24 protein-coding genes are annotated in these 22,772 nt (G+C 58.1%); 8 read left to right on the forward strand and 16 right to left on the reverse strand.

All coding sequences use genetic code 11. The annotated features are described in order from the left end of the window. On the reverse strand, positions 1–196 hold a 196-nt coding region (locus AC13D2_RS00450), incomplete at its 3' end, for a hypothetical protein (protein ID WP_482938035.1). A 119-nt stretch (positions 197–315) separates the two neighbouring features. Here AC13D2_RS00450 and AC13D2_RS00455 point away from each other — a divergent pair. From AC13D2_RS00455 to AC13D2_RS00465, 3 genes are all read left to right on the forward strand, one after another. Beyond that, positions 316–813 (forward strand): hypothetical protein, encoded by a 498-nt coding sequence (locus tag AC13D2_RS00455; protein ID WP_482938036.1) that lies wholly within the window; start codon positions 316–318, stop codon positions 811–813. A 129-nt stretch (positions 814–942) separates the two neighbouring features. Continuing rightward, positions 943–1,611: a hypothetical protein gene (locus AC13D2_RS00460; protein ID WP_482938037.1), complete on the forward strand. Its 669-nt coding sequence runs from the start codon at positions 943–945 to the stop codon at positions 1,609–1,611. A 138-nt stretch (positions 1,612–1,749) separates the two neighbouring features. Then, positions 1,750–2,409 carry an energy-coupling factor ABC transporter permease gene (locus AC13D2_RS00465; RefSeq protein WP_482938045.1) on the forward strand — a complete coding sequence of 220 codons (660 nt, stop codon included), beginning with the start codon at positions 1,750–1,752 and terminating at the stop codon, positions 2,407–2,409. Between the two features lie 27 nt (positions 2,410–2,436). On the opposite strand, the gene AC13D2_RS00470 is transcribed toward AC13D2_RS00465, so the two are convergent. The 3 genes from AC13D2_RS00470 to AC13D2_RS00480 all read right to left on the reverse strand — a co-directional run bounded on the left by AC13D2_RS00470 (position 2,437) and on the right by AC13D2_RS00480 (position 5,388). Beyond that, positions 2,437–2,973 carry a response regulator transcription factor gene (locus AC13D2_RS00470; RefSeq protein ID WP_420390149.1) on the reverse strand — a complete coding sequence of 179 codons (537 nt, stop codon included), beginning with the start codon at positions 2,971–2,973 and terminating at the stop codon, positions 2,437–2,439. Beyond that, on the reverse strand, positions 2,970–4,238 hold the full coding sequence (locus AC13D2_RS00475; protein WP_482938038.1) for a sensor histidine kinase: 1,269 nt from the start codon (positions 4,236–4,238) through the stop codon (positions 2,970–2,972). The genes AC13D2_RS00470 and AC13D2_RS00475 overlap by 4 nt, the downstream gene beginning before the upstream one ends. 79 nt (positions 4,239–4,317) lie before the next feature. Next, the gene (locus tag AC13D2_RS00480) at positions 4,318–5,388 is read right to left on the reverse strand and encodes a GGDEF domain-containing protein (protein ID WP_482938039.1); all 1,071 of its coding nucleotides are present in this window, start codon (positions 5,386–5,388) and stop codon (positions 4,318–4,320) included. Positions 5,389–5,626: 238 nt separating this feature from the next. On the opposite strand from AC13D2_RS00480, the gene AC13D2_RS00485 reads away from it, so the two are divergent. The 3 genes from AC13D2_RS00485 to AC13D2_RS00495 are packed head-to-tail and all read left to right on the forward strand — an operon-like array spanning position 5,627 to position 9,663. Beyond that, positions 5,627–6,295, forward strand: a complete 669-nt coding sequence (locus tag AC13D2_RS00485) for an ABC transporter ATP-binding protein (RefSeq protein WP_482938046.1) — start codon at positions 5,627–5,629, stop codon at positions 6,293–6,295. Between the two features lie 3 nt (positions 6,296–6,298). After that, complete coding sequence (locus AC13D2_RS00490) at positions 6,299–8,566, forward strand: FtsX-like permease family protein (protein ID WP_482938040.1); 2,268 nt, start codon at positions 6,299–6,301, stop codon at positions 8,564–8,566. Further along, positions 8,563–9,663: a lipocalin-like domain-containing protein gene (locus AC13D2_RS00495; RefSeq protein WP_482938041.1), complete on the forward strand. Its 1,101-nt coding sequence runs from the start codon at positions 8,563–8,565 to the stop codon at positions 9,661–9,663. The genes AC13D2_RS00490 and AC13D2_RS00495 overlap by 4 nt, the downstream gene beginning before the upstream one ends. A gap of 1 nt (position 9,664) precedes the next feature. On the opposite strand, the gene AC13D2_RS00500 is transcribed toward AC13D2_RS00495, so the two are convergent. The 8 genes from AC13D2_RS00500 to AC13D2_RS00535 form a co-directional block, all read right to left on the reverse strand. Further along, positions 9,665–10,390 (reverse strand): proteasome-type protease, encoded by a 726-nt coding sequence (locus AC13D2_RS00500; RefSeq protein WP_421841721.1) that lies wholly within the window; start codon positions 10,388–10,390, stop codon positions 9,665–9,667. Between the two features lie 92 nt (positions 10,391–10,482). Then, the gene (locus AC13D2_RS00505; protein ID WP_482938042.1) at positions 10,483–11,268 is read right to left on the reverse strand and encodes a transglutaminase family protein; all 786 of its coding nucleotides are present in this window, start codon (positions 11,266–11,268) and stop codon (positions 10,483–10,485) included. Continuing rightward, positions 11,265–12,203, reverse strand: coding sequence for an alpha-E domain-containing protein (locus tag AC13D2_RS00510; protein WP_007152889.1), 939 nt, complete (start codon positions 12,201–12,203; stop codon positions 11,265–11,267). Before AC13D2_RS00510 ends, AC13D2_RS00505 begins: the two co-directional genes overlap by 4 nt. Beyond that, positions 12,197–13,630 carry a circularly permuted type 2 ATP-grasp protein gene (locus AC13D2_RS00515; protein WP_482938047.1) on the reverse strand — a complete coding sequence of 478 codons (1,434 nt, stop codon included), beginning with the start codon at positions 13,628–13,630 and terminating at the stop codon, positions 12,197–12,199. The genes AC13D2_RS00510 and AC13D2_RS00515 overlap by 7 nt, the downstream gene beginning before the upstream one ends. Positions 13,631–13,844: 214 nt before the next feature. Beyond that, complete coding sequence (locus AC13D2_RS00520; RefSeq protein ID WP_300493615.1) at positions 13,845–15,053, reverse strand: ammonium transporter; 1,209 nt, start codon at positions 15,051–15,053, stop codon at positions 13,845–13,847. Between the two features lie 224 nt (positions 15,054–15,277). Beyond that, on the reverse strand, positions 15,278–16,195 hold the full coding sequence (locus tag AC13D2_RS00525; RefSeq protein ID WP_482938043.1) for a MotB family protein: 918 nt from the start codon (positions 16,193–16,195) through the stop codon (positions 15,278–15,280). 2 nt (positions 16,196–16,197) lie between these two features. Next, positions 16,198–16,974 carry a flagellar motor protein PomA gene (gene pomA, locus AC13D2_RS00530; RefSeq protein WP_300493617.1) on the reverse strand — a complete coding sequence of 259 codons (777 nt, stop codon included), beginning with the start codon at positions 16,972–16,974 and terminating at the stop codon, positions 16,198–16,200. A 64-nt stretch (positions 16,975–17,038) separates the two neighbouring features. Further along, on the reverse strand, positions 17,039–17,458 hold the full coding sequence (locus AC13D2_RS00535) for a YkvA family protein (RefSeq protein WP_292046551.1): 420 nt from the start codon (positions 17,456–17,458) through the stop codon (positions 17,039–17,041). A 35-nt stretch (positions 17,459–17,493) separates the two neighbouring features. Between AC13D2_RS00535 and AC13D2_RS00540 the strand changes: the two genes are divergently transcribed. After that, positions 17,494–18,321 (forward strand): fructosamine kinase family protein, encoded by an 828-nt coding sequence (locus AC13D2_RS00540; protein ID WP_420390157.1) that lies wholly within the window; start codon positions 17,494–17,496, stop codon positions 18,319–18,321. Between the two features lie 9 nt (positions 18,322–18,330). Here the strand turns inward: AC13D2_RS00540 and AC13D2_RS00545 are convergent, their stop codons facing one another. The 4 genes from AC13D2_RS00545 to AC13D2_RS00560 all read right to left on the reverse strand — a co-directional run bounded on the left by AC13D2_RS00545 (position 18,331) and on the right by AC13D2_RS00560 (position 21,475). Then, positions 18,331–18,810 (reverse strand): DUF6231 family protein, encoded by a 480-nt coding sequence (locus tag AC13D2_RS00545; RefSeq protein WP_292046549.1) that lies wholly within the window; start codon positions 18,808–18,810, stop codon positions 18,331–18,333. Between the two features lie 98 nt (positions 18,811–18,908). Continuing rightward, positions 18,909–19,658, reverse strand: a complete 750-nt coding sequence (locus tag AC13D2_RS00550) for an SDR family oxidoreductase (RefSeq protein ID WP_292046548.1) — start codon at positions 19,656–19,658, stop codon at positions 18,909–18,911. A gap of 32 nt (positions 19,659–19,690) precedes the next feature. Further along, positions 19,691–20,812, reverse strand: a complete 1,122-nt coding sequence (locus AC13D2_RS00555; protein ID WP_292046547.1) for an alkene reductase — start codon at positions 20,810–20,812, stop codon at positions 19,691–19,693. Between the two features lie 75 nt (positions 20,813–20,887). After that, positions 20,888–21,475 (reverse strand): TetR/AcrR family transcriptional regulator, encoded by a 588-nt coding sequence (locus AC13D2_RS00560; protein WP_091641575.1) that lies wholly within the window; start codon positions 21,473–21,475, stop codon positions 20,888–20,890. A gap of 89 nt (positions 21,476–21,564) precedes the next feature. Between AC13D2_RS00560 and AC13D2_RS00565 the strand changes: the two genes are divergently transcribed. Then, positions 21,565–22,677 carry an S-(hydroxymethyl)glutathione dehydrogenase/class III alcohol dehydrogenase gene (locus tag AC13D2_RS00565; protein WP_273622770.1) on the forward strand — a complete coding sequence of 371 codons (1,113 nt, stop codon included), beginning with the start codon at positions 21,565–21,567 and terminating at the stop codon, positions 22,675–22,677. Positions 22,678–22,772 lie beyond the last annotated feature (95 nt).

Raw genomic sequence — 22,772 nt, forward strand, 5'->3', positions numbered from 1 at the left:
CGGAAATACCGGGATGGGCGGCTATAAAGGGCAACCAACCCAAAAACTGAACAATGCCGGCAGAATTGGCCGGCTGACAAAATGAGATCGAAGGCGGTGGAATGGCGGGCTCATTTTTGGGTTTTTCTACAGCCTCGTTAGGCGCCTCAAGACCACCTGGTGACAATAGCGATGAAGAGAAAATACCTACCGTCACGACGCTTCTGGCTGGTAATGCTTGTCGGCGCCCTTTATGGCAGTACGCGGTTGTCGTTGGCGGCACCCGCGTTTCCAATACTATGGGCCGCCTGCCTCGTTGGAGGATTAGCGATTTTTATGGCAATTCAGGGCAGCGTGCCACTGCAAGACCATTGGGGCAGTTGGCGCAAGGTTGCGTCTTCCTTTGTTTTGCTTCCTGCGGTACTAGTTGGTGCCTTTTACGCCACGCTAACCGTGTTTGGGTTTGTACAGCTTTTCGTTGATGTTGCCACATGGACGTTTTCACTACAGCGCGAAGCCATTGCCCTTGCAAGCGGAGTCTCCGCGGTCATTGTCATGGGAATTTCACTCTTTGCGTTGCGATTAATGGCGCGATTTCTCTTCGGCGTCAGTGAGGTCTTCGGCGCTGTTGTAATTGCTGTCTATTTTGCGATCGATCGTCCGGATGATATGAACTCGCTCGACTTAAAGGTGTTTATTGCGATTATGTCAGGTGCAGTCTTCGTGTTTGTGCGCGGACTGGACAACCTGCATCAGGCGCTCGACAAGGCCGACACCGACCCTTTTCTTTCCAGCATCCGGCGACTTATTCATCATAGAAACTCGCGTAAATGAAATGTTCGTGTTTCGAACTGGTAATAGTATACAAAGCCCTAACAAGGCCATGCACCGGAAGTCAAAATCTCTGCTTCGCGCCGTTTTTGCCTCCGGTGATGGCTGGCGTTATGTTCTGAGGGCATTCAAATGAGGAAGCAGGTATGCGTGTTGTGTGGAATTCGTGAAGCCTCCAGAAAGGGGGATCACATTCCTCCACAAAGCCTCTACCCGAAGCCCAGAAAGCCGAATATGGAGTTGCATAAGGTTCCAGCATGTCAGCAATGTAACAATTCAGCGGGCGTAGATGATGAAGAGTTTAAAATAATTATCGGCCTGACCACCGGCGAGTTCCGCAGCAATGGTTTAGATATCGTTGATTCCATGGGTAGAACAATTGCTTTTAATAAGCGGCTGGCGCGTCAAATTTTTTCGACTCAGCGGAGAGGATACGCTGACCGAGGAACTGGTTTTCTCGAACCGGTTGTGGCTGTCAGTTTTACTTCTAAAGCCTATCAGAATGTAATCGGTAGAATGGTGAGAGCACTTTACTGGCGCGAGGAACGCCGGATAATGCATCCATCAACTGTGGTACAGGTAACGCCGGCTACGGAACTCTCTCAGGATGTTGCAACTTCGTCTAATAGTCTAATGCAGGTCCTTCAGCCCAACTTTCTTAACGACAAAACCTTTGCATACAAGTATGTAATTGAGCATGACGGGTCAAGCATTTGGGGCATGCAGTTCTTTGGGAAGCACACAGCTTTTGCGTGCACTGAGCCAAATGAACATAACAAGTCACGGAAGCCGGACGCGTGAGACGCGCCGCTTCGTTCAGCGTTGATATGAATACCCACGTATAAGAGGAATGCACCCGTCTAACTCCATTTTTCAGAGCTACATGCCCGCCGTTAGTAGAGGGCGGGCATGTTTGAACTCGCTCAGGAGCTCCACACCATGGGAATGACGGAGAACCTGCTCTCTGCCAGCCAATTGATTGTGACAGGCTTTATATTCCTGGTCATTCTGGTGGCTGCGGTGCGGGGGATCGATTGGGCCGAGTTTCGCCGTGATCAGGCCCTTCAGCACTCGTTCTTTGGAGCGGCGGTGGTACTGGGGTTTGTCTGGCAATTGCGGGCTGGCATATCCCCGGGGCTTTCCATCCATGTGTTCGGTATGACGTTGATCACCCTGATGATGGGATGGCGGCTGGCGATCTTGTCGGGTTTGCTCGCCCTGGTGATCACGGTCATTACCGGCCGGGAGCCGTTGGTTGCTTTTGCGGCCAATGGTTTGGTGACTGTGATGGTGCCCGCGCTGGTCAGCCACGGCATTATGCGCTGGGAGCGCAAACGCGATTTCCGCAATTTCTTCGCCTACATTTTCTTCTGTGGTTTTTTCGGGGCGGGTATTTCGGTGGCCGTGGCGGGCGTGGTGATGTGCCTGATGCTGTGGTCTGCCGGAGTGTACACCTTCGCAGAGCTGATCCACGAGTATCTGCGCTATCTTCCCCTGTTTATGATCCCGGAGGGGTTCGTGAACGGTGCCTTCGTAACCGGCCTGATGGTGTTCCACCCGGATCGGCTAATGACACTGGATCAACGGCGTTATCGCTGAACGGCAGATGGCCGCGTATTCAGAGTGTCACTGGTTACGCCAGCGCGAATGCTTCTGAAGCTTCCGCTGCAGGGTTCGCCGATGCATGTTCAGTGCCCGGGCTGTTGAGGACACATTGCCGTCGTGCTCGTTCAGTACCCGCTGGATGTGTTCCCACTCCATTTCCTCCACCGATGGGGGTTCTTCACGGGTTGCCGGTGGGCCGTCCAGTGGGCTGAAACCGGCCGTCAGTTGGCTCAGCGTGACCGGTTTGCACAGGTAATTGACAGCACCCCGGCGCATGGCTTCCACGGCGGTGGCGATGCTGCCGTAACCGGTCAGTACCAGCACCTCCAGTTCGGGTTGAAGGGCCAGTAGCTCGGGCAGCAATTGCAGGCCGCTTTCACCGGCCAGGTTGAGGTCGAGCACGCAGCGGTGAAAGGCCTGTGATTCCAGTGCGGCTATGGCCTCCAGACGGTTGAGGGCACACGTGGCCTCGATGTTCTGGCGCTTCAGGGAACGCTGTAGCACCTGCACGAAGGCTTCGTCATCGTCGATCAGCAACCAGGTCGGCTGGCCGTTCATTCTGCCTCCTTACCGTCCGGGGTATGGGCTTGTGCTTGTGGCAGGTCGATGATCATGGTGGTGCCCGTGCGGTCGGCTCTGGCTTTGAGGGTGCCGCCGTGGCGCTGGATGGTGGCGTTGGAGAGAAATAGCCCCACGCCCAGGCCATGTTCGGAGTCCACAACGCCTTCGCCGGCGGTGTTCTGCAGCGAGAGGTCCAGGCCCTTGCCATGGTCCTCGACCACGATTGCGACCCGTCCTTCGTCGTTGTCCCCCGCGCTGACCGTAACCCACGATGGGCTGGCCGTCAGGGCGTTGGCCAGAAGGTTCAGTATGGCCTGGTCCAGGGTTGCATCCACGGCGACGGGCTGATCGGGGAACGGAGCCTGCCAGTGGATGGGCGACGCCGGCCACAACAGCGTGGCTGACTCCCGCAGACGCATCATCCAGAAGTGCAGCGGAAGGATTTCCTGCTGCGCGGCCTTGGCCTGCATGGCGGCGGTGGACAGCTGGTGCAGGTGGTTGCTGCAAAGGCCGAGTTGCTTTTCCAGCAACCCGAGATCGTCCTCAAGCGAAGAGTCCGTGTGCGCGGACTTCATTTCATCCACCAGCAGTGCCATGGTGTTCAGCGGTGTGCCCAGCCGATGCGCCACCGCCGCGGCGGACAGGCCGAGGGCTATAACCTGCTCATCCCTGAGCCGGTTCTCACGGAATTCGGCCAGTTGTCCCTGCTTTTGGCGCAACCGACGGGCCAGCGAGCCAACCACCAGCAACAGCATGGTGGCGGTGATGGCAAAGGTGACCCACATGCCTATCAAGTGCAGCTGGGTCAGGTTGGCGTTGTGGTGTTCATGGGTCAGCGGCGTGTGCCACAGCACCATGGCGGTGTAGAAGCCAAAACCAATGGCCGTCAGAGCAATGCTTTCGCGCAAGGGGACCAGGATGATGGCAACGGCAATGGGAAGCAGCAGCAGCGAGACAAGCGGATTGGTATAGCCACCGGTGAGGAACAGCCAGGCGCTGATCAGAAAGAGGTCAAGGGCGAGACCAAGGCTGACCGTAACCGTCAAACGGGGAGGCCGGCGGGTAAACCAGAGCCAGCCAAGGGTTGCCAGTACGGTGTAGAGCAGGCATATCAACAGGGCTTCTGGCCGGTGGGCCAGGGTGACCATGGTGTCGGCGATGGCAACGGCGACCAGCTGAATGACCACGATGGCCAGGCGCATGGTGAGAAGGTAGCGCGCCGCCTGTTGAAAACCGGTTTGTGAGTGAGTCAGCCATTCCATGGCATGCATTCTAGCGGGTTTTCGACGGCGCTACTGCGGGAATGTCTTCAGTCGGATGCGGCATTCTGTCTCATGCGCGCTACGTGTCTGACTCCAGCGGTTCCAGAAGGCTGGCCGTTGCTCCCGCCGGGATGATCAGGTTGCGGCCCCGATTCTTTGCTTCGTACAGGCGCTTGTCGGCTTCCCTCACCAACTGGCGCAGGGTATCGCCGTCCGGCCCGAATTCCGCTACGCCTCCACTGAGGGTCAGGCGGATAACGTCGTTGTTGACGGTCAACGGGGTCGAAGCGACCGCGATACGGATTTTTTCAGCGACCTCAAGGCCTTGCCGGCCATTGGTGTTGGTTAGCAGTATGCCGAACTCCTCCCCTCCCAAGCGTGCCGGCAGGTCTGTTGCACGCAGGCATTCCCGGAATATACGGGCGACGTGTTTCAGGGCGAGATCGCCGGTTTCATGGCCATAGCGGTCATTGACCGCTTTGAAATGATCCAGATCCAGCGCAAGCATGGTCATTGGCGTATTGTAGCGGCGGGCGCGTTGCTGCTCCCGCTCGAAGATGTCACTCAGTCTGGCCCGGTTGGCAAGCTTGGTGAGGGTGTCGGTCTGGGCGATCTTGAGTAGCTGGCGCTGTGACTGTTCCCGGGTCACTTCGTATACGTGGGAGAACACCAGGATACACAGAGAGATGATGGCGATATTGGCGACTGGCAGCGCTTGCATCATGGCCGGCTCATTGTGATATCTGAGCAGGAAAATAATGCCGGCGATGCCCATGTAGAACACGGATATAGCCAGACCGAGTCGACGGCCCATCAGAAGGTGAGAGACGATCGGAATCAGCAGCACCCAGGCGTGTACGGTGGCCGAGGCTCTGGGGACGGCCATGGCGAACATCATGGCGGTGAAAAACGGGATGGCGTAAGCAATGATCCAACGCTCAAGATGCCGTGTGTCGCGTACCGCCCTGAAAACCAGAATGGCGTAAGCACCCATTGCGATTTCGACAATGGCCAACGGATAACTGCCAGCAAGCAGGTTCAGCGTGGCAAACAGAAGACCCCCCAGCATGGTGAGAACCAGCAACGCCTTTAATACCGCCTTTCGATAGGGGCGTGCCAGGGCTTTCAGGGGTTCTTTGTAACTATCCATGAGGCGAGATCTGTGGTGACCCGGTAACTCAATGTATCCGGGTGTTAAGAATGTGTAGGTAGTGTAAGCACAAGTAAAGTGGGGCGAATTAGATCAGATTTTCAGCAAAAAGTGAGGGTTATTAAGACTAAAGTCGTAGATTTTATATCCGTAAACTGGAATTCACCAACGCCTCGGTCCGGATCCATAAAGACATTTGGGCGGTATAGTATGTAAGACATTGTCAGCGGAGCGAATGATGGGAAGCCAGGTATTGGCCGTCGAAGGGTTAAGCAAGGGTTATATCAGTGGTGATCAGCGGGTGCCCGTGCTGGCGGATCTGTCCTTGTCGGTTTGTTCGGGGAAATCCCTGGCGGTTGTGGGACGATCAGGTTCCGGCAAGAGCACCTTATTGAATCTGTTGTGTGGCCTGCAGGCACCGGATGAAGGGCGCATCGTCGTTGCGGGCGAGTCGTTTGACGATGTCGCTGCCGCAGGCACTGACATACGTTGGTCCGAACTCCGCCGGCGCACCATCGGTGTGCTGTTCCAGGACGTTAACCTGATGCCCGCCCTCTCTCTGCTGGACAATGTTCGCCTACGCACGCACCTGGCCGGCCATCCTGCCGGCGGCGAGCGTGGGTGGTTGGAACGCCTTGGTGTGGGTGGGGAAGCCGACCGTTATCCGGATCAGGTGTCGGGTGGCCAGGCCCAGCGAGCGGCGTTGGCCATGGTGTTCGCCATGGCTCCGGCGTTGATTCTGGCGGACGAGCCCACCGGCAGCCTTGATCGCCACACCGCTGATGAGGTGGCAGACTGCCTGTTCACGGTGCAGCAGCAAACCGGCTGTGCACTGGTGCTCGCTACCCACGACAGGGAACTGGCTTTCCGCTGCGACCATGTTCTAGATCTCAGCACCACTGGTTGACCAATGATGCTCGCGCGCGCCTTCGTCAGCCATTACCGCCGCCACCCCATTCAGCTGTTGGCTTTGGCGTTGATGATTGTGCTGGCAACCATGCTGTGGACCGGGGTAACGGTACTGACCGACCAGGCTCGTCATAGTCTGTTCCAGAGTGAAGATGCGGTGGCGGCTCGCGTTCATGTGATTCGCTCGGATGGGCGACCGGTGGGCGTTGATGACTTCGCGGCCCTGCGAGTGGCCGGCGTGTGTGTAGCGCCCTGGCTGGAGGTGCAACGGCCGCCGCCGGAAGGGCGGGTGATCGGCATCGACCCGCTGGCGATGGGCTGTTTCGGTGACGCCGTCCCCGGCGGCGGTGCCGACTCATTGGAGGGCGCGCCTTTCCTCGATATCAGCGAGGCCGAAGAGCTTTCGAGAGAAGGATACAGCAGCCAGCTATACCTGCTGGCGCGGGATGGGAACAGGGATTTACCAACGGGCTATACCTTGCGTGAGTTTTCCATGGGTCCTTCCACCGGTGAACTGGCAGACAGTTTCCTGCTGAATCTGGACGCCCTGAGCCTTCTGGTGCTTCTGATTACGGGCCTTCTGGTACGCAGTGTACATCGATTGGGGGTTGCTCAACGGCACGGCAGCTTTTCCCTGCTGCATCGGTTTGGTGTGCCTCGCCAGCGGATAACGCGGTGGCTGGCACTGGAGCTGTTGGTACTGACCGGTATTTGTGTTGTACCGGGATTATGGTTGGGGGCAAGGCTTGCCGAAATGCTGGGTAGCGGTTTCGGCCAGGCCCTCGACAGTCTTTTTGATGTGTCTGTCTATGCCGGCACCGAAGGAGCACTGCCCTGGAGGGCTGCCGCCATCGTGGTTTTTCTGGTGTTGGCGGTCTGTCTGGTGGACTGGGTGGTCCCAGCGCGTTGGCGAGTGATGGCTGGTCAGGGCCGGGGCCGAACGATTGCTTTCCTGATGTTTCTGGTCGGGTTGGTGGGGGTTGCCCTGGCCCCGGCCCTGCTCTGGGTCTTTGTCTCAACGGCGATGGTGTTCGCGGGCGCCGGTTGGCTGACACCTGGATGGTTGGCGCTGCTCGCCCGACGACTTTCCAATCGCACCGGCTCACGAAGAGAAGACCCACTTGCCTGCTGGCGGCAACGGGAACTGGCGGTGATGTTCCGGCACCTGGCGTTGCCGGTGGTGGCGCTGCAATTTGCCATGGCCATGGTGCTGGCGGTGCAGGCGTTGGTGACGACCTTTGAGGGCACCTTCGAAACCTGGCTGGCCCAGCGCCTGGCAGCGGAGTTCTATGTGGAGGTGCCCGCGAATGCAGATGCCGACATAGCGGCTGCGCAATTGCAGAGCCTGGACGGCATCGGGCCGTGGCATCGGGTGATCCGTGGCCAGGCACACATTGCGAGGGCGGATTCCGGAAGCCAACGCGGCCTTGGCGATGAGGGTATTGCGGTGGACCTGTTTGCCCTGATGCCAATCAGTGATCTGGTGACAAAATGGTCTCTGTTGGAAAGTGTTGAGGAGCCCTGGCTAAGGCTTGAGACCGATAGCGTAATGATCAATGAGCAGTTGGCCCGGCGCTACCGGCTTGAGGTGGGCGACACGCTCGACATCCGCCTGGCGGATACCAATCGCAGTGCAGAAGTGGTGGCCATCTACGCCGACTACGGGCGACCTGCGGGCGAAATCCTGATGGCCGGCTCGACACTGCCTGCGGCTTTCAAGGCCCATTTCCAAAGCTTTTCAGTGACGCCCGGCAGCGTGGCGAAGGCCGACATTCGCAGGCGCCTGTCGGATACCTGGCAGACGTCGGAACTCACCATCAGGGACAACGACAGCATCCGGGCCCTGGCGTCGAAGGTATTCAGTCAGACATTCGTGCTTACCCGCGCCATCAGCCTGCTGACCCTGCTGCTGGCGGCGACGGCCCTGCTGATTATGGGATGGGTCTTTTTCACCACCCGGGTGAAATACTTTCAGCTGCTGGGCGTTTGGGGATTGCCTGCATCGAAGGTCAGGCGTCAGTTCCGGCGCCTGTCGGTGGCGCTGACCCTCACGGTGACCATTGCTGCATTGCCTCTGGGCGTGTGGCTGACCTGGGTGCTGGTCAGTCGCATCAACCCGCAGGCTTTCGGCTGGTCATTGCCGATGGAGCTGTATCCGTTGTTCTGGATTGAACTGGGTTTGGTGGCCGTGGCGACAGGGCTGATAATCGCCTATCTGATGCGCCAGCAGCTTGGCCACACGGACAGCATTAAACAGGTGGAGCCATGAAAATCCCAACCGGCGTTTCTGCCGGCATACTGGCTGTCGTCCTTGCAGGCTGTACAGACCCGGGCAGCGACACCGGTTTCGCGGGGCTTGCGCAGCAGACCGGCGAGGTGGAGCAATCGCAATTCCAGCAGCCGGAGCCAGGCGACACCCTGGCCTTCCCCGAGGACTGGGGGCCCCATCCGCAACACCGTATTGAATGGTGGTACCTGACCGCTAACCTGGAAACCCGAGATGGTAAGCCGTTGGGGCTGCAGTGGACCCAGTTCCGTCAGGCTTTGAAGCCGCGACCCGCCAATGCAGAACCACCAGACGCCAATGGCTGGCCCCTGGACGCGGCGTGGATGGCACACGCCGCCGTGTCGTTCGGGGGTGAACACTGGTTTGAAGAGAAGCTGGCCCGGGGTGACGTGGGGCATGCCGGGGCTAAATCGGACCCATTGCAGGTATGGCTGGATGACTGGCAGCTGGTTTCGAAACCGGATTCCGGAAATTGGTATTTACAGGTAGAGGGCGGTGACTGGCGCTACGACCTGCGCCTGAGCAACATCGGCAAACCGGTGCCCCATGGACAAAACGGCTTCAGTGCCAAATCCGCCAGTGGCGAAGGGTCGATGTATTTCAGCCTGGTGGATCTGCGCATTGAGGGTACGGTGACCCTTGGCGATGAAACCCTGGCCGTTTCCGGCAAGGGCTGGTTTGATCGCGAGTGGAGCAGCCAGTTCCTGAAAGCTGGCCAACAGGGCTGGGACTGGTTCGCCCTGCATCTGGACGAGGGCCATAAACTGATGGCGTTTCGCTTGCGGGAAGACCAGGGTGCGTTCGTGTCTGGCAGTTGGATAAACGCTGAAGGCGAAGTTGAAACGTTGAACGGGAACGACATCAGCCTGAGCCCGCTCAACTGGCAAGCGTCGCCGCAGGGCAGGGTTCCCGTGGAATGGCGTTTGACGATGCCACAGCATAGCGTGGATGTGCAGATTGTCGCGCCGCCTGGCGACTACTGGAATGCCGGGCTCTACCCGTATTGGGAAAGCCCGGTGACGGTGACAGGTTCCCACGAGGGTGTGGGGTATATGGAACTGACCGGTTACGGTAACTGACCTAGCGGATGACTGGTGGCTGTAGCCCGCCGATCAGTTCCTGAATACCCCGATGCCACTGCTGGCGGAGTTGGTGGAAGTAATCGTTGTGTTCGTCCACCCGGTCGACGAAGCAGGGTTTCAATTCATTGTTGCGGTAGATGACAACATCCAGGGGCATGCCCACCGACAGGTTGCTCTTCATGGTGGAATCGAAGGAAACCAGAGCGCACTGGTAGGCTCTGTCCAGTGAGGATTGATAGTTCACCACGCGGTCGAGGATTGGCTTGCCGTATTTGGACTCACCGATCTGAAAATAAGGCGTTTCTTCGGTGGCTTCGATGAAGTTGCCTTCGGGGTATATGTTGAACAGGCGTGCCTCTTTGCCCCGGATCTGGCCGCCCAGTATCAGTGAGCAGCTGAAGTCCACATGATTCACCTTACCTTCGGGGTTGTCGCGGTGAATAACTTCGCGGATGGTTCTGCCCACCACCTCTGCCGTCTCGAACATGGACGCGGTGGAGAACACATTGGGCTCTTCTGAGCCGGCGCGTTTTTCCAGCAGACTGATCACGCTTTGGCTGGTGGCCAGGTTGCCCGCCGATAAAATCACCAGTGCCCGCTCTCCCGGCTGTTCAAAGACATGCATCTTTCGGAAAGTCGAAATCTGGTCAAAGCCCGCGTTGGTGCGGGAGTCGGATGCGAAAACCAGGCCGTCGGCCAGGCGCATCGCCACACAATAGGTCATGGGGCTACCCTCGGGTCATACTGGATGCGCTCAGTTTAACCGTTTCTGTGCAGAAAGCATGGGGCGGCGTGTGGAATTTGCACAGCTTTTTGTTACTGGCTTTCCCCGGCCATGGTGACCCAGGCGCGGGTATGCAGGTGCTCCATGCCGCCGCCGCTGCGAACACCTCGCACCGGTGCCGCATCCCGGTAATCCAGCCCGGTTGCCAGTTTGATGTGGCTTTCAGCAACATTCAGCAGATTCACCACATCAAAGGTATGCCAGTTATGGCCCAGCCAGGCCTCGGCCCAGGCGTGGGTGGCCAGGTGGTCGTCGCTGAACGTGTGGATGTAACCACTGACATACCGTACCGGCACCCCAATGTGGCGGCAGCAGGAGATGAATACATGGGTATGGTCCTGACACACTCCCGCCTTCTGCTGGAAGGCCTCGGCGGCGGTGTGGGTCACTGTTGTGACGCCGGGCGTGAATTCAATATGCTCGAGGATGCGGTTCATCATTCTCACCAGGCTGCGCTTGTTGGCGGAGAACTGGCTGGCGAAGGCCTTGATGGCCTTGTCGGCGTCGGTCAGTGGGGTGTGGCGCAGGAACACCTCCGGCGGAAACGGTGAATCGTCTTTGGTCAAAGGTTTACCCGTGAGCTCAACCACGCCCTCTGCCGTCAGGGTGATTTCTCTGGCGGCTTTGTCCATGGTCATCACGGTGACAATATTGCCGAAGCCGTCCGTCATCTGGCTGGTTTCGCCGGGGGCGCTCAGGTTCCACTCCAGTATCTTCTGCTGTGGTGTGTTACGGGGTGTCAGGCGCAGATACTGGATGCCTTTGTGCATGGGTTCGTCGTAGGTATAGGTGGTGTCATGGCGGATATTCAGCTTCATTGTTTCCACCCCATGTAGTCTTTCTGGATCTGGCCGGCGATGCGCTGGATGCGTTGCAGGAAATCGGTCAGATACTCATTCAGGCCGCGTTCGGCAATGTACTCACGGTCGCCGTAGCGGATGTTGGCATACAGGCTTGTGGCCAGGCGCCGGGCTCGGCGGGCCTCGCCGCTTTCGATCTGCTCCAGAAGATCCGCGATTTCCTCCAGGCAGGCGTGGAGCGAACGGGGAACATCCGGCTTGAGAATCAGCAGTTCGGCCACATTCATTGGCTCGATATTGTGGCCGTAAGTGTTCTGGTAGGCTTCAAAGGCGGCCAACGAGTGCAGCAGCGCCGTCCATTCGAAGAACGACTGGGTGGGGTGCCCTTCCAGGGATTTGGTGGCCATGTGGTGGCGGATGTTCAGCACGCGAGCGGTGGCATCTGCCCGCTCTATAAACGTACCCAAGAGCAGGAAATGGAAGGCGTCATTACGCAGCAGGGTGCCATAGGCCGCACCGCGAAACACGTTTGAGCGCTCGCGGGTCCAGTCAAACACCCGGCTGGCGGTGGATTCGGTCACCCCTTTATGGCGTAGTTCCTTCAGCTCCATCCAGGCCAGGTTAATACTCTCCCAGACATCTGCGGAAAGATTGCCCCGCACGTGCAGGGCGTTGTCCCGGGCGCTGCGGATGACACTGAACACACTGGCGGGGTGGCGGTCATCCAGAAGCATGAAATCAATCAGGTTCTGGGGGGTAATTTCCGGGTAGAGCTCATGAAAGATTTCACGGCTACCGGTCACCAGCAATGGTACGGATAACTGTTCTTCGCGGTCTTCGGGAACGTCGATCAACGCCATGGTGAGGCTGACGTCCAGCAGGCGGGCCTGGGTTTCCGCCCGCTCAAGATACCGCGCCATCCAGAACAGACTTGATGCAGCTCGGCTCAGCATTCCTCGCCCTCCAATACCCAGGTGTCCTTGGTGCCACCGCCCTGGGATGAATTCACCACCAGCGACCCTTCTTTCAGGGCCACCCTGGTCAATCCGCCGGGTACCATCTGCACTTTCTTACCCGAAAGCACAAAAGGTCGCAGGTCGAGGTGGCGGGGTGCCACGCCTTCGTCTACAAACGTTGGGCAGGTAGACAGGCTCAGGGTGGGTTGGGCGATGTAGTTGTCTGGCCTGGCCTGCAACAGCGAGCGGAAATGGCTCAGTTCTTTTTTGCTGGCTTTGGGTCCGATCAGCATGCCGTAGCCGCCAGCGCCCTGGGTCTCCTTGACCACCAGGTCTGGCAGATTATCGAGGATGTACTTGAGGTCTTTTGGCTTGCGGCCCTGCCACGTGGGGACATTTTTCAGGATCGGTTCTTCGCCCAGGTAGAAGCGGATCATCTCGGGTACGAAGGGATAAATGGCCTTGTCGTCGGCGACGCCGGTGCCCATGGCGTTGGCAAGCACCACATTGCCGGTTCGGTAGGCTGCATACAGCCCGGGAACGCCCAGCATGGAGTCCGGGTTGCCAGCCAGAGGGTCGAGGAAATCATCGTCGACCCGCCGGTAAATCACGTCCACCTGCTGCGGGCCAATGGTGGTCTTCATGTAGACCTTGTTGCGTCGTACAAACAGGTCTGCGCCCTCGACCAGTTCGATGCCCATCTGCCGGGCAAGGAAGGCGTGTTCGAAGTAGGCGCTGTTGAAGCGACCAGGGGTGAGCACCACCACGGTGGGATTGGGGTTCAAGGACGCCGCGCGCAGGGTTTCGCCCAGCAAAGCCGGGTAGTGTTCAACCGGTGCTACCGGGGCCTTGGCGAACAGTTCCGGAAACAGGCGCATCATCATGCGCCGGTTTTCCAGCATGTAGGAGACGCCACTGGGGCAGCGGAGATTATCTTCCAGCACGTAGAAGTCGCCGTCGTTGTGACGGATCAGATCGATGCCGGCTATGTGGGAATACAGATTTCGCGGCAGCTTGAGGTTTTGCATGCCGGGCTGGTACTGGGGATTGGCGAATACCTGCTCCGCACTGATCACACCGGCGCGAATAATGTCGAACTCGTGATAGATATCGAACAGGAAGCGGTTCAATGCGTGCACCCGCTGGCGTAAGCCAGCCTGCAGGCGTTGCCAGTCGCTGGCAGAGATCACTCGTGGGATCAGGTCAAACGGGATAAGCCGTTCTGCCCCCTGGTCTTCGCCATAGACGTTAAAGGTGATGCCCAGGCGTTGGAACAGCACGTCTGCCTCGCGGCGCTTCTCGGCTAACAGCGCTTCGTCGGACCTGATCAACCAGTCCTCCAGCATCCTGCAGCTGGGCCGTACCCGATTATTCTGGTCGAACAGTTCGTCGTAGATACCCTCGGGTGGGGTTTGTATCAACATAACCATGACCCTCTCCTGAACACGCCACCCACCGGATGCGGACGGTCGATATCCAGCCATTCCCATGATGTAAAGGAATAGCAAAAGGCAGGCCACTCTGGCGGCAAACCGTGGGTTTATCACCGGAACGGGTTATTTAAGCAAAGGTCAGGCGGGGGGAAGTGTCAATAAAAAGCATTGCCAGCCGCCAGGAAAGGCGGCTGGCGAGCAAGGGTTATTCCGCGGACGTAGCGCCGATGCGGTGGATGCTGACATCCGCACCGTTGAATTCTTCTTCGTCGGTGAGGCGCAGGCCGGAGATAGCGCTGACAATGCCGTAGACGATCAGGCCGCCGACAAAGGCCACCACAACACCGGCAACCGCGCCGATGATCTGCGACATCAGGCTGACGCCGCCCAGGCCCCCGAAGGCGTCCTGGCCAAAGATGCCGGCGGCAATGGCACCCCATACGCCGCACACACCGTGCAGGGGCCATACACCCAATACATCGTCCAGGCGCTCAATCTTGTCCTGGGCCCACTCAAACATGTATACGAAGATGGCGCCGGCGATGCCACCGGTAATCAGCGCACCGACGGGGTGCATCAGGTCCGAACCGGCGCACACTGCCACCAGGCCGGCGAGCGGGCCGTTGTGGATAAAGCCCGGGTCTTTGCGGCCCACCAACATGGCCACCAGAACGCCACCCACCATGGCCATAAGGCTGTTCACTGCCACCAGGCCGCTGATGCCATCCAGGGTCTGGGCGGACATCACGTTAAAGCCGAACCAGCCGACGGTGAGGATCCAGGCGCCCAGCGCCAGGAATGGAATGTTGGAGGGGGCAAAGGCCACCACACGGCCATTGCGGTAGCGGCCGTTACGGGCGCCGAGCAGGAGCACGGCGGCCAGGGCTATCCAGCCGCCCACGGCGTGCACCACAACCGAGCCGGCGAAATCGTGGAAGGCTGCACCAAACTGGTTCTCCAACCAGGCCTGGAAACCGTAGTTACCGTTCCAGATCATGCCCTCGAAGAAGGGGTATACAAACGCCACGATCAGCCCCGAAGCGATGAGCATGGGGTAGAACTTCGCACGCTCGGCGATACCGCCGGAAACAATGGCGGGAATGGCGGCGGCAAAGGTCATCAGGAAGAAGAACTTGACCAGGTCATAGCCATTCGCGGCCGTCAGCTCTGACGCGCCGGCCATAAAGTGGCTGCCGTAGGCGATGTAATAGCCAATGAAAAAATAGGCCACGGCGGAGATGCCGAAGTCGGTCATGATTTTCACCAGGGCGTTCACCTGGTTCTTGTGGCGCACAGTGCCGACTTCCAGGAAGGCGAAGCCAGCGTGCATGGCCAGTACCATGATGGCACCGATCAGAATGAACAGGGTGTTGGCGCTTTCGGTCAGGGTATGTACTGCACTCGTGATATCCACGGGTTGGTTGCTCCTGATTTTATGGTTTTTATCCGCCGGTCACGGGCGGGTTGTGCATTGATAGCGTGCACACTAAGCAAGGAGTGTTCCATTTTGAGGCAAGTCTAGAGTGGATAGCCGATTAGACGAGTTTCTACTCTGAAATTGGGCGCAATTGAGTTGAAAGCGGGGTGTTTGTGCTTTTTATTGGTGCACTAATGGGGTGAATGCACCAATCTGGCCTCTTACCACAGTAATTCTTCCTGATCCGATTCGTCGGAACTGCGGGAGTCTGATGTGGCGGAACCATCGGCTTCAGGATTCATGAGTTCCCTTAACCGCATCTCCTGTTCCTCGATCGGCCCGGACAGGTCGATGATGATTTCCACGCGACGATTTTTGGTACGGTTTTCGGAGGAGGTATTTGGTACCCGAGGCTCCGTAAACGCAAGCCCCGTGACCGCCAGCCGGGCAGGTTCCAACCGGCCTTCGGCGAGGAGCGCATTGGCAACCGCTGCTGCCCGAGCGGCGGACAGATCCCAGTTGCTGTAGAACCTCTGCGTACGGATGGGGATATCGTCGGTATGGCCTTCGATGGTCAGCTTGCCGGGGATCTCTACCAGTATGTCGGCCATTTCCAAAAGCAGGCCTTCAAACTCCCAGGTCAGATCGGCCGAACCGGAGGGAAAAGCGCCTTTCTCCTCCACGCGAATAACAATTCTCTGCTGTTCCAGGCTGACGTTTACCCGGCCGTCTTTGATGGCGGGTTCCAGAACCGACTGAACCTGCTCCAGGGTATTATCTATTTCCTCCTGAATCGCGGCTTCCACGGCAACGTTGGTAGGGCTTTTCAAGGTTTCCAGCTCGGGCTGTTCGTCAGTTGTTGTCTGTTTGACTTCGTTGAGTACGGTGGGCTCGGGCGGTGCCGGAGAGAACTTATCGAAAATCGGGCTGGTACCCATGGGTATTTCAAGGACGGGCACCTCGCGCTGTACGCCAAACGCTTTCGACAGTTCGCCGGCGATCTGTTTGAACTTTTGTGCGTCGATCTCGGAGAATGACAACAGCAGGACGAAAAAGCACATCAGCAGCGACATCAGGTCCGCGAATGTCACTACCCAGGCGGGTATGCCCGCTTTTTCCTCTTCTGGCAATTCATCCATGACTAGGCGCCTGCGGTCTCGGCTTCTGAGGTTTTCTCACGCTCTTTCGGCGTCAGGTAACTCGACAGCATCTGTTCGATAACCCGCGGATTGGTGCCTTCCTTTATGGCAACCAACGCATCGATATAGAGCGATTGCAGGCGCGCTTCCTCGGTCATTCTCAGCGAGAGTTTGTCCGCGATGGGGGTGGCAATCATGGTGGCGATCATTGCACCGTAGAGTGTGGTTAGCAGGGCCACCGCCATAGCAGGACCGATGGATTTCGGGTCTTCCATATTGGACAGCATCTGCACCAGACCGATGAGCGTGCCGATCATGCCCATGGCGGGGGCCACGTCTGCCATTGCGGTAAAGACTTTTGCGCCAGACCGATTGTGATCCAGCGTCAGTAAGCGTTCTTTGGAGAGCAGGTGTTTGATGGTTTCGGCGTTCTGACCATCGACCAGCATCTGTATTCCCTGGCCAAGAAAGGGCGAGCCGACTTCACGGTCTTCCAGGCCCAGGACACCTTCCTTGCGGGCAATATTGGCCACTTCTATCAGCTCATCAATGCTTTCACGGGTGTCCGGCAAGCGGAATTTGAACGCTCGAGCGGCTACTTTGAAGGCGCTGAAGAACTGGCTGAAGCTGAATTTCGCCAGCACGACAAGCATGGTGCCACCGACCACAATCAGTATTGAGGGAGGGTTGATGAAGACATCCGGCGATACGCCAAGTATGACGGCAGAAGCAATAAGCAGGATGGCCCCAACGAGGCCGATCAGGGTGGCAAAATCCACGAGAGCTCCAAAGGGTTTAGTGATTCAGAGGGCTTTTGAAGATTAACGGTAGTCCACAATTGAATCAATCGCTATCCGTAAGCGTTTGTGTTTCTGTTTTAAGATCTTTCCACGCCGCGTAACGAAGCAGGTCGGATTCCACCAGGGCCAGGCATGCGGCCACCACACCGGCGTCGTCCAGCAGGCCGAATCCCAGCAGCAGGTCCGGAATCAAATCCAGGGGGTTGAGCACGTAAACAAGGGCGCCGGCTATTGCCGCAATGCTTTTCCAGGGTACTTCCCGATAGTTGCCTTGCCAGTAGTCCCTCAGCATGGAAAACATCAGCCGGATGTCAGTACTGAAGCGGCTCAGTTTGCCACTGTTCCTGACTTTGTCCTCAATGGCTTGCTGGCGGTCGAGCAGGGCTCCCACATCTCTGCGGTGAACCTTGTCAGCCTCCTGATTCAACTGTTCGTTTGCCGTGCGCTTGCTAAAACCTGTCATCGGGCTATTCCTGTGGGGGATGGCCTTGCAGCTCCATGATCCATGAAGCCTGCGACAATGCCAAGGATGTTTGCGAGGCGATTTCCGATCATGGTTATACTGGTGGCATGACCGATTACGTGAAACAGAATCCCTCGTCCTTTCCTGATGCGCTTTTGTGCGAAGCCCGAGGTCTTGAAGTTCTGGCAGACACTCTCAAGGCGGCTGGTGTCAGCAGGCTGCATGTGCCGGAGGTGAAAGCCGTATCAGCCCGCGAGCTGGTCATTCCAAAGATCGATTCCGGCCCGGCGAGCGAGGAAGCCATGGCCGCGCTTGGCGAAGGCCTGGCACAGATGCATGCGGTACGTCAGCCTGAGTACGGGTTCGACGCCGATAATATGATTGGGTTGTCACCACAGAAGAACCGTCTGACAGACGATTGGGGCGCGTTTTTCCTGAGAAATAGATTGGGTGTACAGGTAGGCATGATCGGCAATGCCCATGTCCGGAAAGAGTTTGAAGCGGTGCTTGAGCGTCAGTGCGACGAGCTCGCCCGGTTTCTGAATGAGCATTGCGAACACCCAAGCCTGCTTCACGGCGACCTATGGTCCGGGAATGTCCTGTTCGACAGCGCCGGGCCATGGCTCATTGATCCGGCGGTTTATTACGGTGACCGGGAGGCGGACATTGCCATGACAGAGCTGTTTGGTGGCTTCTCCTCGGCTTTTTATCGTGCCTATGACCGGGTCTACCCCAGAACGGATGTCTACGACACCAAACGGGCCATCTACAACCTGTACCACACTCTCAATCACTACAACCTTTTCGGAGCATCCTATCTGAGCGCCTGTCGCCACAACCTGGATGTGGTGGCCTCGCTGTAAGCGTGGCCGCTACCACCAGGCCTTGTCCCACATTTCCGGATTGGCCCAGTTGTCGGGGTTGTTCCAGGCGCGTTTATGGTTGTAGCTGTCGATGTTGTAGGTGTAGAGCGTAAGTGGGCTGTCTTCGTCACCAAGCTCGGCCTGCCTGCGGAAGCCCAGCCCGATGAAGTCCGTAAACGACCACCCGGGGCAGTCTGTCACCACAACGGCAATCTGGTGAGTGCCGTAGTTGCGCAATTGGCCTAATAGAACCTGACCTTCGTCGTGACTCAGGTGTTCGAGTGTGTTGGTCACCAGAGCCAGGTCCTGGGTCTCGGGCAGAGGGAAGGCATCGTTGGGGGCGTTGGTGTTCAGGGTGGTCATGGCCGACTCGCTGTGGTGCCGGCACCAGTGATCCCCAACCTCACCAGCGACCTCGCCACAAACCACCAGTGTGGCCGGTTGGCAGGTGTCGATAATGCGGGCCAGGGCCTGCTGCGGAGTGGTCATGTCTGGTGTGTCCGTCTGGAATGGAACAACCAGTATCACACCAGCCTGTCGGCGGCATCAAGAAGATGCACGCCGACAGCGTTCAGCAAGCAACAGTCTTACAGCTCCTGAGCCGTTGGACGCAGGATAATTTCGTTAATATCCACGTCCGCAGGCTGTTCGATGGCATAGACGATGGCCCGCGCCACCGCATCGGAGTCAATCGCCACCTTGTAGAGCTCATCCGCTGCCTGTTTGGCATCCGGGTCAGTGATGGTGCTGGTCAACTCGGTGTCGATGGCGCCCGGTGAGATGTTGGTGCTGCGGATCTCGTCGCCGGCTTCCATGCGCAAGCCTTCAGACAGCGCCTTCACCGCGTATTTCGTGGCGCAATAGACAGCGGCGCCGGGGAACAGTTTGTGTCCGGCGACGGACGACAGGTTGATCACGTGCCCGCTGTGTTGTTCACGCATGGTTGGCAGCACGGCCGCGATGCCATACATCACGCCTTTGATATTGACGTCCACCATCTGGTCCCACTCGTCGACCTTCAGGGCGTCCAGTGGCGCCAGCGGCATCAGGCCGGCGTTGTTGATCAGCACATCGATCCGGCCGAAGGCTTCTTTCGCGGCAGCTGCCAGGGACTCAACCTGATTGCGGTCGGTCACGTCGGTGACCTGCCAGATGGCCTCGGCACCTTCGGCTTTCAGATCCTCTGCCAGTTTGGACAGGCGGTCTTCGCGCCGGGCTGCAAGTACCAGCCGGGCTCCCCGCGCGGCGAGGCGGCGTGCCGTTGCCTCACCCAGGCCACTGCTGGCACCGGTGATAATCACGACTTTGCTATTGATTGGGTCGTTGGTATTGCTCATGGTTTGACTCCTTACTCGTGTGAAAGTGTTGTTCAAACGCTGGGTTCAAGTTCCTTCAGCGTCGGGTAATCGGTGTAGCCGCGCTCATCGCCGCCGTAGAAGGTGCTGTCATCCCATTTGTTCAGTTCCGCATGCTGGCGGAAACGTTCAGGCAAGTCGGGATTTGCAATGAACGGACGGCCAAAGGTGACCAGGTCACAGCGGTCATTGCCGATGCGTTTGCGAGCTTCCTCGGCGGTGTAGGCGCCGTTGGCGATATAGGTGCCCTTGAAACCTGCCTGAATGGCATCGATCACGGACTCCGGGCGACCGTTCGCGTGGTTGCCCTGGAAAGAATCTTCGACGACTTCGATGTAGCTGATACCCAAGTCGTTCAGTCGTTTAGCAAACTCGCCAAAGGTTTCGACCGGGTCCTCGTCGTACATGGCGTTGAAACTGCCGGTCGGGCTGACCCGAACACCGACGTTGTTCTTGCCCCAGACGTCGATCACGGCTTCGATCACCATCAATGGCAGGCGCATCCGGTTTTCAACGGAGCCGCCAAACTCATCATTGCGGTGGTTGCTGCCGCTCTTGAGAAACTGGTCCAGCAGGTATCCGTTGGCGGCGTGTACTTCCACACCATCAAACCCGGCCGCTTTGGCGTTCAGCGCTCCCTGGCGATACTGCTCCACAATGTCTGACATTTCGTCCGCTTCCAGGGCTCGTGGCTCGGGCACGTCAACCATGCCGGAATCGGCGCTAATATAGGTCTTGGCGCCCTCGGGTTTGATCGCCGATGGAGCCACGGGCTTGTTACCATCTGGCTGCAGCGCCGTATGGGAAATTCGGCCAACGTGCCAGAGCTGCATGTGAATGCGGCCGCCGGCCATGTGTACCGCACTGGTGACCTCGCGCCAGCCCTTAATCTGTTCTTCCGAGTGTATGCCTGGCGTAAAGGCATAGCCCTTGCCCTGCGGAGACACCTGGGTCGCTTCGCTGATGATCAGCCCTGCGCCGGCACGCTGCTGGTAGTACTGCGCGTTCATGTCGTTCGGCACGTCTCCAGGCTGACTGGAGCGGGAACGGGTCAGGGGCGACATCAGCACGCGGTTGGGCAGTGTGAGGGTGCCGAGATCGTGCGGTTGAAACAGTGCGTCGTTTACGTTGTTCATTGATCACTCTCCTTGAGGATTAACTGAGTGTAATTAGACCAGTCTACTAGTAATGACTGAAAAAAATGTGGGCGTTCAGTGAAGGCCAAGACATTGGCGGAAAAAGACCCGCACAAACCGCTCCATGGGCTCGGTAGACTTCAGAACCTTGGCTCTGAGAATGGCGCCTTCCCAGCCGGAAAGCAGAAAGCTGGCGACGTCGGCAGGGTCGATGGATGCATCGATATCGCCGGCCTGGCGAGCCTCTTCAACACAACGCTCAAAGCGTTTTTCCCAACCCTGGAAAACGGTGTCCAGGCGCCTGCGGAAGGTTTCGTTTTGCCCGGCCAGCTCCTGGCCAAGATTGCCAATCAGGCAGCCCCGGGTGAATTCGCAGCTGGTCATGGTTTCCAGACCAGTGTCGAAGTAGGCCCTAAGGCGGTCCACCGCCGAGCGGGTGTGGTCGTTCAGAATCCGATCCAGCTTGGTGTCGTATTCCTGCGCAAAGGTGTCGATGACAGCCAACCCGAAATCGTTCTTGCTGCTAAAGTAATGGTAGAACGACCCTTTGGGTACACCGGCGGCGGTCAGCACGGCATTGATGCCCGTCGCGCCGAAGCCTTTTTGACCAATCAGGTCGGCGCCGGTGTGGATGATGTGATTGCGGGTGTCGTTCGATGTCATGGCTGGTATATTAGACCGGTCGTCTAGTAAGCGTCAAACCCGTAAAACCCGAGACATTTTATTCCGAACCACGTTCAAGGAGTCTGCCAGTGATCAAATCCCGTGCTGCGGTGGCGTTTGCCCCCAACAAACCGCTGGAAATTGTGGAAGTGGATGTTGCCCCGCCCCAGAAAGGGGAGGTGCTGGTGCGTATCGTTGCCACCGGCGTCTGTCACACGGACGCCTACACGCTGTCCGGCGCCGATTCCGAAGGTAATTTTCCGGCCATCCTGGGCCACGAAGGCGGTGGCATTGTTGAGGCGGTTGGTGAAGGTGTCACCTCCGTCGAAGTGGGTGATCACGTGATCCCTCTTTATACCGCCGAATGTGGAAAATGTAAGTTCTGTACGTCTGGCAAAACCAACCTGTGTGGTTCCGTGCGCGAAACCCAGGGCAAGGGAGTGATGCCGGACGGTACCTCCCGTTTTTCCTACAAGGGTGAGCCTGTCTATCACTACATGGGGTGCTCCACCTTCTCGGAATACACGGTATTGCCGGAAGTTTCCCTGGCGAAGATACCCAAGGATGCACCACTGGACAAAGTCTGCCTTCTGGGCTGTGGCGTCACTACCGGTATCGGCGCGGTGCTGAACACAGCTAAGGTGGAGGAAGGCGCGACGGTCGCTATCTTCGGTCTCGGCGGAATCGGCCTGGCGGCGATTATTGGCGCCACCATGGCCAAGGCCAGCCGCATCATCGCCATCGACATCAACCCCGGCAAGTTCGATATCGCCAGACAGCTGGGTGCCACGGACGTAGTGAACCCCAAGGACTACGACAAGCCGATTCAGGAAGTCATCGTTGAAATGACAGACGGCGGTGTGGACTACTCCTTTGAGTGTATCGGCAACGTCAACGTGATGCGCTCAGCCCTGGAGTGCTGTCATAAAGGCTGGGGTGAATCCATCATCATCGGCGTGGCCGGTGCCGGTGAGGAAATCAGCACCCGGCCGTTCCAGCTGGTCACCGGCCGGGTCTGGAAAGGCTCTGCCTTTGGTGGTGTGAAGGGCCGGACGGAACTGCCGGGTTATGTCGAGAAGGCCGAGAAAGGAGACATCCCGCTGGACGTGTTTATTACACACAACATGCCCCTTGAGGACATCAACGAGGCGTTTGAGTTGATGCATGAGGGGAAGAGTATTCGGACGGTTATTCATTTCTGACGTAAGCTTTGGTCTTTTCCCGGGGAGCCGCCACAGGCTCCCCGGCGATTCCTGCCTTCCTTATTCCCTCCTGATGTAGATCTTTCAATCAAGCG

Source organism: Marinobacter sp. B-12 (assembly GCF_056857915.1).

Excerpts from the sequence above, each read along its gene's own strand:
- AC13D2_RS00515 (WP_482938047.1), bottom strand. The coding sequence starts at position 13,630 with ATGTTGATACAAACCCCACCCGAGGGTATCTACGACGAACTGTTCGAC.
- AC13D2_RS00500 (WP_421841721.1), bottom strand. The coding sequence starts at position 10,390 with ATGACCTATTGTGTGGCGATGCGCCTGGCCGACGGCCTGGTTTTCGCA.
- AC13D2_RS00555 (WP_292046547.1), bottom strand. The coding sequence starts at position 20,812 with ATGAACAACGTAAACGACGCACTGTTTCAACCGCACGATCTCGGCACC.
- AC13D2_RS00455 (WP_482938036.1), top strand. The coding sequence starts at position 316 with ATGGCAATTCAGGGCAGCGTGCCACTGCAAGACCATTGGGGCAGTTGG.
- AC13D2_RS00495 (WP_482938041.1), top strand. The coding sequence starts at position 8,563 with ATGAAAATCCCAACCGGCGTTTCTGCCGGCATACTGGCTGTCGTCCTT.
- AC13D2_RS00560 (WP_091641575.1), bottom strand. The coding sequence starts at position 21,475 with ATGACATCGAACGACACCCGCAATCACATCATCCACACCGGCGCCGAC.
- AC13D2_RS00470 (WP_420390149.1), bottom strand. The coding sequence starts at position 2,973 with ATGAACGGCCAGCCGACCTGGTTGCTGATCGACGATGACGAAGCCTTC.
- AC13D2_RS00480 (WP_482938039.1), bottom strand. The coding sequence starts at position 5,388 with ATGGATAGTTACAAAGAACCCCTGAAAGCCCTGGCACGCCCCTATCGA.
- AC13D2_RS00540 (WP_420390157.1), top strand. The coding sequence starts at position 17,494 with ATGATCCATGAAGCCTGCGACAATGCCAAGGATGTTTGCGAGGCGATT.
- AC13D2_RS00465 (WP_482938045.1), top strand. The coding sequence starts at position 1,750 with ATGGGAATGACGGAGAACCTGCTCTCTGCCAGCCAATTGATTGTGACA.
- AC13D2_RS00535 (WP_292046551.1), bottom strand. The coding sequence starts at position 17,458 with ATGACAGGTTTTAGCAAGCGCACGGCAAACGAACAGTTGAATCAGGAG.
- AC13D2_RS00545 (WP_292046549.1), bottom strand. The coding sequence starts at position 18,810 with ATGACCACTCCGCAGCAGGCCCTGGCCCGCATTATCGACACCTGCCAA.
- AC13D2_RS00525 (WP_482938043.1), bottom strand. The coding sequence starts at position 16,195 with ATGGATGAATTGCCAGAAGAGGAAAAAGCGGGCATACCCGCCTGGGTA.
- AC13D2_RS00550 (WP_292046548.1), bottom strand. The coding sequence starts at position 19,658 with ATGAGCAATACCAACGACCCAATCAATAGCAAAGTCGTGATTATCACC.
- AC13D2_RS00475 (WP_482938038.1), bottom strand. The coding sequence starts at position 4,238 with ATGGAATGGCTGACTCACTCACAAACCGGTTTTCAACAGGCGGCGCGC.
- AC13D2_RS00505 (WP_482938042.1), bottom strand. The coding sequence starts at position 11,268 with ATGAAGCTGAATATCCGCCATGACACCACCTATACCTACGACGAACCC.
- AC13D2_RS00510 (WP_007152889.1), bottom strand. The coding sequence starts at position 12,203 with ATGCTGAGCCGAGCTGCATCAAGTCTGTTCTGGATGGCGCGGTATCTT.
- AC13D2_RS00490 (WP_482938040.1), top strand. The coding sequence starts at position 6,299 with ATGATGCTCGCGCGCGCCTTCGTCAGCCATTACCGCCGCCACCCCATT.
- AC13D2_RS00460 (WP_482938037.1), top strand. The coding sequence starts at position 943 with ATGAGGAAGCAGGTATGCGTGTTGTGTGGAATTCGTGAAGCCTCCAGA.
- AC13D2_RS00485 (WP_482938046.1), top strand. The coding sequence starts at position 5,627 with ATGGGAAGCCAGGTATTGGCCGTCGAAGGGTTAAGCAAGGGTTATATC.